Annotated in this window: 11 protein-coding genes; 8 read left to right on the top strand and 3 right to left on the bottom strand. The window is 68.0% G+C overall.

Annotated elements, in window-relative coordinates; genetic code table 11:
- Positions 1 to 24: 24 nt before the first annotated feature.
- Positions 25 to 1,572 (top strand): RNA polymerase sigma factor, encoded by a 1,548-nt coding sequence (locus OG609_RS10040; protein WP_327272501.1) that lies wholly within the window; start codon positions 25 to 27, stop codon positions 1,570 to 1,572.
- 131 nt (positions 1,573 to 1,703) lie between these two features.
- Positions 1,704 to 2,534 carry a S1 family peptidase gene (locus OG609_RS10035; protein WP_327272500.1) on the top strand — a complete coding sequence of 277 codons (831 nt, stop codon included), beginning with the start codon at positions 1,704 to 1,706 and terminating at the stop codon, positions 2,532 to 2,534.
- Between the two features lie 100 nt (positions 2,535 to 2,634).
- On the opposite strand, the gene OG609_RS10030 is transcribed toward OG609_RS10035, so the two are convergent.
- On the bottom strand, positions 2,635 to 2,868 hold the full coding sequence (locus tag OG609_RS10030; protein WP_024489001.1) for a DUF7455 domain-containing protein: 234 nt from the start codon (positions 2,866 to 2,868) through the stop codon (positions 2,635 to 2,637).
- Positions 2,869 to 3,302: 434 nt separating this feature from the next.
- Here OG609_RS10030 and OG609_RS10025 point away from each other — a divergent pair, with 434 nt between their 5' ends.
- From OG609_RS10025 to OG609_RS10000, 6 genes are all read left to right on the top strand, one after another.
- Positions 3,303 to 5,423 (top strand): DNA gyrase/topoisomerase IV subunit B, encoded by a 2,121-nt coding sequence (locus OG609_RS10025; protein ID WP_327272499.1) that lies wholly within the window; start codon positions 3,303 to 3,305, stop codon positions 5,421 to 5,423.
- 128 nt (positions 5,424 to 5,551) lie between these two features.
- Positions 5,552 to 6,070: a DUF1453 domain-containing protein gene (locus OG609_RS10020; protein ID WP_327272498.1), complete on the top strand. Its 519-nt coding sequence runs from the start codon at positions 5,552 to 5,554 to the stop codon at positions 6,068 to 6,070.
- Positions 6,067 to 7,230 carry a sensor histidine kinase gene (locus OG609_RS10015; protein WP_327272497.1) on the top strand — a complete coding sequence of 388 codons (1,164 nt, stop codon included), beginning with the start codon at positions 6,067 to 6,069 and terminating at the stop codon, positions 7,228 to 7,230. The genes OG609_RS10020 and OG609_RS10015 overlap by 4 nt, the downstream gene beginning before the upstream one ends.
- The gene (locus OG609_RS10010; protein WP_327272496.1) at positions 7,227 to 7,904 is read left to right on the top strand and encodes a response regulator transcription factor; all 678 of its coding nucleotides are present in this window, start codon (positions 7,227 to 7,229) and stop codon (positions 7,902 to 7,904) included. The genes OG609_RS10015 and OG609_RS10010 overlap by 4 nt, the downstream gene beginning before the upstream one ends.
- Positions 7,905 to 8,034: 130 nt before the next feature.
- Complete coding sequence (locus OG609_RS10005) at positions 8,035 to 8,478, top strand: DUF485 domain-containing protein (protein WP_327277992.1); 444 nt, start codon at positions 8,035 to 8,037, stop codon at positions 8,476 to 8,478.
- The gene (locus tag OG609_RS10000) at positions 8,475 to 10,067 is read left to right on the top strand and encodes a solute symporter family protein (RefSeq protein WP_327272495.1); all 1,593 of its coding nucleotides are present in this window, start codon (positions 8,475 to 8,477) and stop codon (positions 10,065 to 10,067) included. Before OG609_RS10005 ends, OG609_RS10000 begins: the two co-directional genes overlap by 4 nt.
- Before the next feature lie 31 nt (positions 10,068 to 10,098).
- On the opposite strand, the gene OG609_RS09995 is transcribed toward OG609_RS10000, so the two are convergent.
- Positions 10,099 to 10,782 carry a DUF7342 family protein gene (locus OG609_RS09995; protein WP_327272494.1) on the bottom strand — a complete coding sequence of 228 codons (684 nt, stop codon included), beginning with the start codon at positions 10,780 to 10,782 and terminating at the stop codon, positions 10,099 to 10,101.
- Positions 10,779 to 12,470: a sensor histidine kinase gene (locus OG609_RS09990; RefSeq protein ID WP_327272493.1), complete on the bottom strand. Its 1,692-nt coding sequence runs from the start codon at positions 12,468 to 12,470 to the stop codon at positions 10,779 to 10,781. Before OG609_RS09990 ends, OG609_RS09995 begins: the two co-directional genes overlap by 4 nt.
- Between the last annotated feature and the right edge of the window lie 50 nt (positions 12,471 to 12,520).

The raw sequence follows: 12,520 nt of genomic DNA, 5'->3' as shown, positions 1-12,520 counted from the left end.
TTCCATCGTTCCGAGAGGTTGTTCGTGTCGGCCAGCACATCCCGTACGCTCCCGCCGGAGATCGCCGAGTCCGAGTCTGTGATGGCGCTCATCGAGCGGGGAAAGGCTGATGGGCAGATCGCCGGCGATGACGTGCGTCGGGCCTTCGAGGCTGACCAGATTCCGCCAACCCAGTGGAAGAATGTTCTGCGCAGCCTCAACCAGATCCTCGAGGAAGAGGGTGTGACGCTGATGGTCAGTGCCGCGGAGCCGTCAAAGCGTGCCCGCAAGAGCGTCGCAGCAAAGAGCCCGGTCAAGCGCACCGCCACCAAGACTGTCGCGGCCAAGACGACCGTGACCAGGACCGTCGCGGCCACTGCCGCCCCGTCGGCAGAGACCGTGGACGTGGTGGCTGACGACGCTGCCGCGGCCGGCCCTGCGAAGAAGGTGGCAGCCAAGAAGACGGCTGCCAAGAAGACCGCCGTGAAGAAGACGGCGGCCAAGAAGACCGCAACGAAGAAGTCCGGAAAGCAGGACGACGAGCTCCTCGACGGCGACGAGGCGGCCGAAGAAGTAAAGGCCGGCAAGGGCGAGGAAGAGGAGGGCGAGGGCGAGAACAAGGGCTTCGTCCTCTCCGACGACGACGAGGACGACGCACCTGCGCAGCAGGTCGCCGTCGCCGGCGCCACCGCCGACCCGGTCAAGGACTACCTGAAGCAGATCGGCAAGGTTCCCCTCCTCAACGCCGAACAGGAGGTCGAGCTCGCCAAGCGCATCGAGGCCGGTCTGTTCGCCGAGGACAAGCTGGCGAACTCCGACAAACTCGCGCCGAAGCTCAAGCGCGAACTGGAGATCATCGCCGAGGACGGCCGCCGCGCCAAGAACCACCTGCTGGAGGCCAACCTCCGTCTCGTGGTTTCGCTGGCCAAGCGCTACACCGGCCGCGGCATGCTCTTCCTGGACCTCATCCAGGAGGGCAACCTCGGTCTGATCCGCGCGGTCGAGAAGTTCGACTACACCAAGGGCTACAAGTTCTCCACGTATGCCACCTGGTGGATCCGTCAGGCGATCACCCGCGCCATGGCCGACCAGGCCCGCACCATCCGCATCCCGGTGCACATGGTCGAGGTCATCAACAAGCTCGCCCGTGTGCAGCGTCAGATGCTCCAGGACCTGGGCCGCGAGCCCACTCCGGAGGAGCTGGCGAAGGAACTCGACATGACCCCCGAGAAGGTCATCGAGGTCCAGAAGTACGGTCGTGAGCCGATCTCCCTCCACACCCCGCTGGGTGAGGACGGGGACAGCGAGTTCGGTGACCTGATCGAGGACTCCGAGGCGGTCGTCCCGGCCGACGCGGTCAGCTTCACGCTCCTTCAGGAGCAGCTGCACTCGGTGCTCGACACGCTCTCCGAGCGTGAGGCGGGCGTGGTGTCAATGCGCTTCGGTCTCACCGACGGGCAGCCGAAGACGCTGGACGAGATCGGCAAGGTCTACGGCGTGACACGCGAGCGCATCCGTCAGATCGAGTCGAAGACCATGTCGAAGCTGCGCCATCCGTCGCGTTCGCAGGTGCTGCGCGACTACCTCGACTAGGTCGCAGGAGTGCACAGACCGAGGGCCCGGATCCCGTGGGGAGCCGGGCCTTCGGCCTATCTGCGGGTGCGGTCGGCGACGGGTCGGATGACTCTGGGTGGGAATGGTTCACCACAGAGTCAGGAGTGTGCATGTCCCGTACAGTTTTTCGCGCCATGGCCGAGGTGTTCGCCCTTGTTGCCGCCACGGCTGCGATAGCGCTCGGATCCCCCGCTGCGGCTGTCTCGGACAGCATCGTCATCGGTGGCCAGCCCGCACACATCAAGGACAGCCCCTGGGTTGTGGCACTGTCCAGCCGGGACCGGTTCGGAGAGACGCGCGCCGGGCAGTTCTGCGGCGGTGTCGTGGTGGCGCCGAAGAAGGTACTGACCGCTGCGCACTGCCTGAGCCGAGAGGCGCTCGGCGTCGACGTCGGCGAGGTGCGCGATCTGCGGGTCATCTCCGGCCGGGACGCCCTGCGCGGGACCGGAGGGCAGGAGACACCGGTACAGGCGGTGTGGAGCAATCCGAGGTTCGACCCCACCACGAACGCGGGGGATCTGGCGGTGCTCACCCTGGCCGACGAGCTGCCCGCCAAGAGCGTGATCCCGATGGCTGAATCCGGTGACGCGGCATACGAGCCGGGTACCGGCGCCGTCGTCTACGGGTGGGGTGACACGACCGGCAACAGCGACTATGCGTCATCACTCCGCTCCGCCGAAGTGAGCGTCCTGCCGGACAGTCTGTGCCGGCAGGCCTACCCGGGCGGCAGAGACGGTACGTACGACGCCTCGGCGATGCTCTGCGCGGGCGAACTGCTGGGTGGGCACGACGCATGCCAGGGCGACAGCGGCGGGCCGCTGGTGGCCCGTGGGCGGCTCATCGGGCTGGTGTCCTGGGGGAACGGCTGCGCCCGGGTCGGGAGCCCCGGCGTGTACACGCGGATCTCCGCTGCGATCGGCTGGATGCCGGGCGGCAGCTGAACGACATCACTGCGGGTACGAGAACGGGCGGCTCCCCATTCGGGAAGCCGCCCGCCGTCAGGTCTGGGACCCGACCCTGGCTCGTCGTGGATGCGAGGTGTCAGTGTTGTTCCTCTTCGGCGGCTTGGGCCTGCACGGCCGTCAGCCGGTCCGTCTCATCCTGTATTTCCGCGGCGATCTTCTTGAGTTCCGGCTCGAACTTGCGACCGTGGTGGGCGCAGAAGAGCAGTTCACCGCCGCTGATCAGGACGACGCGCAGATATGCCTGGGCGCCGCAACGGTCACAGCGGTCTGCTGCGGTCAGCGGGCTCGCGGGGGTCAGAACAGTAGTCACGTCGCCTCTTCTCTAGCTCGACGAGCTGTCGTACCAGGGTCAACATCCAACCAGGCCGAAAACGTTCCCGCTCGTGGCTTTTCTTCGAAACTTCTTCTCAAGATGGCTGTCTGTTGCCGGTTCGCGGCGAATGTGCCGTATTGCGTAGCGCTACGGTTTCGCGTTGCTTGTCTTGGTGGATCCTCCCGGCTGGCTTGCCGGTTTGTTCATGAGGACGTGCCCGGAGCCTAAATGGTTCATGCCTGGAAGGGAACGTGATGTTCACGTCACTCATACGAGGGATCGAACGTGTATGCGAGGCTGGACTAGTGTGAGGGTTCTCGGAGGGTGGCGTTACATCCGCTCTACCAGGCCTCGGTACCCTCTCAGCGGCGACCGAAGCCGAGCCCGTTACCGACTGGGCCTCAAATGAAATTCAGCGAGGAGCGAACCGCGTGACCGCCGATACGTCCGTGCCGTCCACTGCGCTGCTGACCGGAGCAGACCGAGACGGTTCCAACTACACCGCGCGGCACCTGCTCGTACTCGAGGGGCTCGAAGCGGTTCGCAAGCGTCCCGGGATGTACATCGGGTCCACCGACAGCCGCGGTCTCATGCACTGCCTCTGGGAGATCATCGACAACTCGGTCGACGAGGCTCTTGGTGGCTACTGCGATCACATCGAGGTCATCCTCCACGAGGACAATTCCGTGGAGGTCCGGGACAACGGTCGCGGCATCCCCGTCGACGTCGAGCCCAAGACGGGCCTGTCCGGCGTCGAAGTCGTGCTGACCAAGCTGCACGCCGGTGGAAAGTTCGGCGGCGGCTCGTACGCCGCGTCGGGCGGTCTGCACGGCGTCGGCGCCTCCGTGGTCAACGCGCTCTCCGCCCGGCTGGACGTCGAGGTCGACCGCAACAGCGCGACCCACTCGATCAGCTTCCGGCGCGGAGTCCCGGGGATCTTCACCGAGCAGGGGCCTGACAGCCCGTTCGACCCGGCCAACGGCCTGCTCAAGGGCAAGCGGGTGCCGAAGGCGCGCACCGGCACCAGGGTGCGTTACTGGGCGGACCGGCAGATCTTCCTCAAGGACGCCAAACTCAACCTGGAGACGCTCCACCAGCGGGCGCGGCAGACGGCCTTCCTCGTCCCCGGCCTCACGATCGTCGTCCGTGACGAGCGTGCTCTCGACGGCGAGGGCAAGACCGAGGAGACTTTCCGCTTCGACGGCGGAATCAGTGAATTCTGCGAGTACCTCGCCCAGGACAAGGCGGTCTGCGACGTCCTGCGCCTGACCGGTCAGGGCACGTTCAAGGAGACCGTGCCGGTCCTGGACGAGCGCGGACACATGACGGCGACCGAGGTCACCCGTGAACTCGCTGTCGACATCGCCCTGCGCTGGGGCACCGGATACGACACCAACCTCAAGTCCTTCGTCAACATCATCGCCACCCCCAAGGGTGGCACCCATGTGACCGGATTTGAACGCTCCGTGACCAAGACGGTGAACGAGGCGCTGCGCTCCGCCAAGATGCTCCGCGTCGCCGAGGACGACATCGTCAAGGACGACGCACTGGAGGGTCTCACCGCGGTCGTCACCGTGAGACTGGCGGAGCCGCAGTTCGAGGGCCAGACCAAGGAGGTGCTCGGCACCTCGGCGGCCAACCGGATCGTCGCCAACGTCGTGGCCAAGGAACTCAAGGCGTTCCTGACCTCGACGAAGCGCGATGCCAAGGCCCAGGCCAGGGCGGTCCTGGACAAGGCCGTGGCGGCCGCGCGCACCCGCATCGCGGCCCGCCAGCACAAGGACGCACAGCGCCGCAAGACAGCGCTGGAGTCCTCCTCGCTGCCGGCGAAGCTCGCCGACTGCCGCAGCGACGACGTGGACCGCAGCGAGCTCTTCATCGTCGAGGGCGACTCCGCGCTCGGTACGGCCAAGCTCGCCCGGAACAGCGAGTTCCAGGCACTGCTGCCGATCCGGGGCAAGATCCTCAATGTCCAGAAGGCGTCGGTCTCGGACATGCTGAAGAACGCCGAATGCGGTGCGATCATCCAGGTCATAGGAGCCGGGTCGGGGCGGACCTTCGACATCGACGCCGCTCGCTACGGGAAGATCGTCCTGTTGGTGGACGCCGATGTCGACGGCGCGCACATCCGCATTCTGCTGCTGACGCTGTTCCAGCGCTACATGCGGCCCATGGTCGAGGCAGGTCGGGTCTTCGCCGCTGTGCCCCCGCTGCACCGGATCGAGCTTGTTCAGCCCAAGAAGGGCCAGGACAAGTACATCTACACGTACTCCGACGGCGAGCTGCGTCAGCGGCTGCTGGAATTGCAGCGGAAGAACATCCGGTACAAGGACTCGATCCAGCGCTACAAGGGTCTGGGCGAGATGGACGCCGACCAGCTGGCGGAGACCACGATGGACCCTCGGTACCGCACACTGCGGCGGATCAACATCGGCGACCTGGAATCGTCCGAGCAGGTCTTCGATCTGCTGATGGGCAATGAGGTGGCGCCGCGCAAGGAGTTCATCACCAGCTCGGCCGCCACCTTGGACCGCTCACGCATCGACGCCTGAGCGTCGCCGTCTCCACCCCTGGGTGGAGACGGCGACTCCACCCAGGATCAACCCCTGAGCCGATCCCTTGACCTGATCGTTTCCGTAGCGTCGAAGGCGTTCAACCTTCCCGCATCTCGGAGGCAGCCATGTCGGGGCTTGTCAATGTCCTGGTGATCGTCGCCGTCATCGCTGTTGTCGTGGTCCGCCAGTGCTCGGCAGGGCGGATCTCCGACGACAAGCGCTGGTGGATCCTGCCGGGCATTCTCCTCGTCATGTCGCTGCGCGAGCCCGGGCTGGTGGATCCGCGTCACGAGGCGCTCTCCGTGGCGGTCCTGGGCGCAGAGCTGGCGGTGGGGCTGGTGACCGGCGCCGGCTGGGGCTGGACCTCTCGGCTGTGGCGCGAGGCGGACGGCTCGCTGTGGAGCAAGGGCACCAAGGCCACCGTCTTCGTCTGGACAGGGGGACTGGCGCTGCGGGCGGCCCTCTACGGGGCTGCCGCGCTGATGGGTATACATCAGGGCAGCGCCGCACTGCTGTCGGCTCTCGCGGTCACGTTGGCGGTGCGCAGTGGTGTGCTGATGTGGCGGGCCGCGCAGATGCGTCCGGCGTACGGTGGCTCTGCCGACGGGATGTCGTCGCAGCCGGCGTGGAAGGACCGCGTGTGACTCGCACGATCTGGACGAGTTGGCCGTCCAGGGAAGCCCTCTCGCGGGTGAGCCGCGCCCGCCCACGGGCGGCGATCGCCTGGTCCATCCGACTGGGTCTGCTCACCGCCATGTTCTGGGGCACATTCACCGGCGGGCGGTTCGGGCCCTGGGAAGTCGCGCTCGGGCTGGTGGGCGTTCTGGGCTGTGCGGTTGCCGCGTGGGCGTTCTTCCGGACCAGCCTGGAACACCGGCTGTGGCCGTCGCTGGGACTTCTGGCGTTGCTGATGGTGGCGGCACTCGTTGCGCGACAGACCGGCGCCGGTGTGCCCGCTGTGATCCTGTGGTGCGGTTGCGCGGTCGCCGCGCTGGAGAGGTTGCCGCTCGCGGCAGGTCTCCCGACCACGGCCGTCGCACTCGGCGCATACGCCGCCGTCAACACTGACGGCTGGCTGACCATGGCCATGACCACAGCGGGCCTCTCCCTGGCGGGCTACGTGATCAGACTGGATGCCGAGGCCCGCGGCAGCGCCCAGAGACTTCTCGCGCAGGAGCGGGCGGCCCGTGCGGCCGAGGCCGAGACGGCTGCCCTGGACGAGCGGGCCAGGATCGCCCGGGAGATCCACGATGTGCTCGCTCACAGCCTCTCGGCGCAGCTGGTACATCTGGAGGCGGCGCGACTGCTGATCGAGCGGGAGCCCGCGGGGGAGTTCCGGGACCGGGTACTCGAGCGGGTGGTGGCGGCACGCTCCATGGCGCGGGAGGGGCTTGCGGAGACCCGGCAGGCTCTATCGGCGCTCCGGGGGGAGGTGTCCCCGGTGGAGGATTTCCTGCGGCAGCTGGTGGCCGCGGAGCCTGCCGAGGTCAGCGTGTCGGGGGAACAGCGGACGCTGACCGCTGAGGCGTCGCAGACGGTCCGGCGGGTGGCGCAGGAGGCCTTGACCAATGTGCGCAAGCACGCACCGGGGGCCAGGGTCCTCGTACGGCTGGAGTATCTGCCGGACGAAATCGCCTTGGAGGTCCGGGACTCGGGCGGGCACGGACACGAGGAGGAACTCGCCGTCAGTGGCTCCGGATACGGTCTGCTGGGGATGCGGGAGCGGGCCGAGCTGATGGGCGGGACGCTGGAGGCCGGTCCCGGGGAGGAGGGTTTCGTGGTGAGTCTGCGGGTGCCCGCGTGAACGCGCGGGTCGTGGTCGCCGATGACCAGTCGGTGGTGCGCGAAGGAATCGTGATGCTGTTGGGGATGCTGCCCGGAATCGAGGTGGTCGGTTCGGCGAAGGACGGTGAAGAGGCCGTCGCGCTCGTGGCCGAGCTGGCCCCCGACGTGGTTCTGATGGATCTGCGGATGCCCCGTTGCGACGGGGCGGAGGCAACACGGCGGATCCGCAAGGAGTATCCGGGAACCCAGGTGGTGGTGCTCACGACATTCGCGGATGACGACTCGCTCTTCCCCGCGTTGCAGGCGGGAGCCCGGGGCTATCTCACCAAGGACGCCGGGGGCGATGAGATCGTGCGGGCCATCCAGGCTGTGCTGTCGGGCGAGGCCGGGCTCTCGCCTTCCGTGCAGCGCCGTCTGCTGGAGCGCGTCACCACGCAGCCCCCGCCGCCCGGTTCGGCCCCCGATCCCCAACTGCCCGACGGTCTGACACCACGTGAGCTGGAAGTGCTGGTTCTGATCGCGGAGGGTCTGTCCAACCTGGAGATCGCCCGCAGGCTGCACATTTCGCAGGCCACCGTGAAAAGCCACATCAACAACCTCTTCGCCAAGGCCGGGGTACGCGACCGGGCACAGGCCGTTCGCTATGCGTACGTTCGGGGCCTCGCACAGCCGCCCGGGTCAACCTTCACCTGAAGTGGTGAAGACCGGCGAATGAATGCCCGGGATCTTCCCGATCTGCCCATTCTTGGATATGCGGCCGAAGTGGTCCGTGGACAAGGGGAGTTGTTCGGTGGAGAAGGAAGCAGGGCACGAGGCCGCAGCGATGCGACTCGACGACCCGTGGGACGACGTGCTGGCCTCCGGATGGGGCGAGCTGGACGGTGCGGGGAGCTTCGCTCCCGCCGGACCACCCGGGCCCGCTGACCCGCAGCGCGGCCACAGTGCGGCCGACATCTATCTGGAAGTCCAGCGCAGCGAGGCCTTCCAGGAAGTGCGCCGTCGGTACCGGCGGTTCGTCATCCCCGCCACCCTCGCCTTCCTCGTCTGGTATCTCGCCTATGTCGTCGCGGCGGTCACCGCACCCGGGCTGATGGCCCGTCCGGTGGCCGGAGCGGTCAATGTCGCGATGGTCGCGGGGCTCGGACAGTTCCTCACGACGTTCCTTCTCACCGGGGCGTACGCACGTCACGCACGACTGCGCAGGGACCGGGCCGCACTCGATCTGCGCTGGGAGACACAGGAGATGACGCGGGGGATCGGGCGTTGAACGGGAACCACCAGACCTTGGCGCTCCTGTTGTTCAGCGCCTTCATCGCAGTGACGTTTGCCATCACCACCTGGGTGAGTCGTAACCGGCACGGCTCGGCAGAGGAGTTCTATGCGGGCGGCCGACTGTTCTCCCCCATGGAGAACGGTTTCGCCATCGCCGGCGACTACATGTCGGCCGCGTCCTTCCTCGGGATCTCCGGTCTGATCGCCCTCTTCGGCTACGACGGCATGCTCTACTCGGTCGGGTTCCTCGTCGCCTGGCTCGTCGTCCTGCTCCTGGTCGCCGAACTGGTCCGCAACTGCGGCCGGTTCACGCTCGCCGATGTGGTGGCGGCGAGGATGGCGGAGCGCCCGGTCCGGATCGCCGCGGGCACCTCGTCCGTCACCGTCTCCGTGCTCTATCTCGTCGCGCAGATGGTGGGTGCGGGCAGCCTGGTCGCCCTGCTTCTCGGCGGTACGAGCAGCGCCGCCCGCTCCTGGACCGTCATCGGTGTCGGGGCGCTCATGGTGATCTACGTATCGCTCGGAGGGATGCGCGCCACCACCTGGATCCAGATCGTCAAGGCCGTTCTGCTGATGGCGGGAGCGGTCGTGCTCGCCGTGCTCGTCCTGGTCCACTTCCATGGCAACTTCAATGCCCTGCTCAACTCCGCCGCCGAACGGAGCGGGCATGGGAGACGGTTCCTCTCGCCCGGCCTCCGGTACGGCGGATACTGGACGGCACGCATCGACTTCATCAGCCTGGGCCTGGCCCTGGTACTCGGTACGGCGGGGCTGCCGCACATCCTGTCGAGGTTCTACACCGTGCCCACCGCCCGTGCGGCCCGCCGTTCGGTCGTCTGGTCCATCGGGCTCATCGGCAGCTTCTACCTGATGACGATCGTGCTTGGATTCGGGGCGGCGGCACTGGTCGGCTCGGCGGAGGTACGAGCGTCGAATCCCGCGGGGAACACAGCGGTTCCGCTGCTGGCCCTGGTCCTCGGCGGTGGCGAAGGATCCACCGGGGGAACGATTCTGTTCGCCGTGGTCGCCGCCGTCGCCTTCGCGACCATCCTTGCCGTCGTCGCGGGGGTCACCCTCGCCTCGTCCGCCTCTGTGGCCCATGACCTCTATGCCTCGCTCAGGCGTCCTGGCTCCAAGCAGTACAGCGAGGTCACCGTGGCCCGGGTCGCCGCAGCGGGGATCGGGGTTGCCGCCATCGGGCTCGGTCTGGTCGCCCAGGACCTGAATGTGGCGTTCCTGGTGGGGCTCGCCTTCGCCGTCGCCGCTTCGGCCAATCTCCCCGTGCTGCTGTACTCCCTGCTCTGGCGGAACTTCACCACCCGGGGAGCGGTCTGGTCGGTCTACGGCGGGCTGATCCCCGCCGTGCTGCTCGTGCTGCTCTCCCCGGTCGTCTCCGGCAGCCCCACCTCGCTCTTTCCCGGCGCCGACTTCCAGCTCTTCCCCCTGGAGAACCCCGGCCTCGTCTCCATCCCGCTGGGTTTCCTGGCCGGCTGGATCGGAACGGTCACGTCCACCGAGCCGCCCGACGCCGCCAAACATGCGGAGACCGAGGTCCGTGCGCTGACCGGGGCAGGGGCGGTGTAGCCGCGCGTGTGCACCGTACGGACCGGATCTGTCAGGCCTGCCCGCCGGTGGACCATGTGTAGCGGTGTTCCGGGCGGCCCGTCTCGCCGTACCGCAGCGTCAGCCGCACTCTGCCGGTCCTTTCCAGCAGCTTCAGATAGCGCTGGGCGGTCTGCCGGCTCATCCCGGCGCTCTCCGCGATCTCCTGTGCGGAGAGCGGCCCTTCGGCGCTCCGAAGTGCTTGTTTGACCAGCTCCGCCGTGGTCGGTGAGTGGCCCTTGGGCAGGTCGGGTTCGCCCGCCGCCCACAGGGCGCCGAAGAGCCGGTCCACCTCACCCTGCTCCGCCTCGCCGCCGCCTTCGAGGGCGTGGCGCAGAGTCGCGTACGCCTCCAGCTTGGTACGCAGCCCCGCGTAGGTGAACGGCTTCACCAGGTACTGCAGCGCGCCATGTCGCATGGCCTCCTGGACGGTGGCGACGTCGCGCGCCGCCGTCACCATGATCACGTCGGTGTGGTGACCGAGCCGGCGCAGCTCACGCACCATCGTCAGACCGTTGCGGTCGGGCATGTAGTGGTCCAGCAGGACCAGGTCCACACGCTGTTCCTCGATCGTGGCGAGGGCTTCGGCGGCGGAGTGCGCCTGGGCGGTCACCCGGAATCCCGGCACCCTGGAGACATAGGCCGCATTGACCTTCGCGACCCGGATGTCGTCATCCACGACCAGGACCTCGATCACTGAGCCTCTCCCGCGATGCCGGTTTTCGGTTCGGTCATTTCCCGTTCAGTCATTTCAGGGTCCGTCATCTCCGGGACGGCCAAGGCTTCCGGCAGTACGACGGTGAACTCGGCACCACCGTCCGCGGCCCCGTCGACAGTGACTCCGCCACCCTGCCGTTCCGCCAGCCGCCGCACCAGTGCAAGGCCCAGCCCGCGCTTGCCGTGCGCCGGGAGTTCCTTCGTCGACCAGCCCTCCGTGAAGATCGATTCGCGTTGCCCGGGCGGAACCCCGGGGCCGCTGTCGCGGACTTGCAATACCACGGTACGGCCCTCGGCGTGCAGGCCCACCTCGATCAGTGCGCCGTCCGCTCCGGCCGCCGCGTCCAGTGCGTTGTCCACGAGATTGCCGACGACGGTGACCAGCCCGCGAGGGTCCACCAGCCGGTCCGGGAGCAGGGTCCCGGGGGCCATGCGGAGCGCGACACCGCGCTCCGCCGCGACCGTGGCCTTGCCGACCAGTAGCGCGGCCAGCAGTGGGTCGTGCACCTTCTCGGTGACCTGCTCGGCCGTTGCCCGGTGGACGCCGACGACCTCGGTGACGTACTCCATGGCGTCCTCGTGCATGTCCAGCTCCAGCAGCCCCAGGAGGGTGTGCATCCGGTTGGCGTGCTCGTGGTCCTGGGCCCGCAGCGCGTCGATCAGGCCTCGGGTGGAGTCGAGTTCGCGGCCGAGATGTTCGAGTTCCGTGCGGTCGCGGAGGGTGGCGACGGCGCCGCCGTCGTCGGTCGGCATCCGGTTGGCGAGCAGGACCCGGGTGCCCTGCACCGTCAGCAGATCGTCGCCGACCACCCGGCCGGCCAGTACATCGGCGGTCCGCCCCTCGCCGAGCACGGCGTCGAGCGGGCGGCCCGCGGCATCGGGGCCGAGCCCGAGCAGCCGCTGCGCCTCGTCGTTCAGGAGCCGGATGTGGCCGGTCCGGTCGAGTGCCACGACCCCTTCCCGGATGCTGTGAAGCATCGCCTCGCGCTCCGTCAACAGCGCGGAGATATCGGAGAAGGCGAGGTCATGGGTCTGCCGCTGGAGGCGTCGGGAGATCAGATAGGCGGCCAACGCCCCGACAGCGAGCGCCCCGCCCGCGTAGGCGAACAGCCCGGGAATCGCCGCGAGGAGCCGGGCACGGACACTGTCGTACGCGATCCCGACGGAGACGGCGCCCACGATGCGGTCCGTCCCGTCGCGCAGAGGCACCTTCCCGCGGGCCGAGCGGCCTAGCGTGCCGCTGTCGATCTCCATGACGTTCCGGCCGGCGAGCGCGTCGCTCGGGTCGGTGGAAACGACCTGGCCGATCTGGTCGGTATCGGTGTGCGACCAGCGCACCCCGCGCCGGTCCATGACGACGATGTACTCGGCGCCGGTGGCGCGTCTGATCCGCTCGGCCGCGGTCTGTACGGGCCCGGTGGGGGCCGGGGCCGTGGAGAGCAGCGACTGCGCGATCTGCGGCTGGGCCGCCGTGCTCTGAGCGATGGCGAGTGCACGGCGCATCGCCTGATCATCGAGCTGTGCGCTGAGGGGTGCCAGGAAGAGGCCGGTGGCGAGTACGGTGACACCGGTGGCGATGGCCAGCTGCATCAGCAGAACCTGGGAGAAGACCCGCTGCGGCCAGCCGAGTCGGCGTGCTCTCCTGGCGGTGGGCGATGCGGCTCTCATCGTATGAACGGTAGAGGACATTCTGGCGCTTTCCGAAATTCCCTTTCGCT

The organism is Streptomyces sp. NBC_01224 (assembly GCF_036002945.1).
In the GTDB taxonomy this organism is placed as follows: Bacteria; Actinomycetota; Actinomycetes; order Streptomycetales; family Streptomycetaceae; genus Streptomyces.
Note: the sequence above shows the minus strand (reverse complement) of the source record. Positions and strands in the feature narration are given on the sequence as shown.

What these genes read in the sequence shown, in the direction of transcription:
- OG609_RS10035 (WP_327272500.1), top strand. Translation starts at nt 1,704, where the DNA reads ATGTCCCGTACAGTTTTTCGCGCCATGGCCGAGGTGTTCGCCCTTGTT.
- OG609_RS10005 (WP_327277992.1), top strand. Translation starts at nt 8,035, where the DNA reads ATGCGACTCGACGACCCGTGGGACGACGTGCTGGCCTCCGGATGGGGC.
- OG609_RS10020 (WP_327272498.1), top strand. Translation starts at nt 5,552, where the DNA reads ATGTCGGGGCTTGTCAATGTCCTGGTGATCGTCGCCGTCATCGCTGTT.
- OG609_RS09990 (WP_327272493.1), bottom strand. Translation starts at nt 12,470, where the DNA reads ATGAGAGCCGCATCGCCCACCGCCAGGAGAGCACGCCGACTCGGCTGG.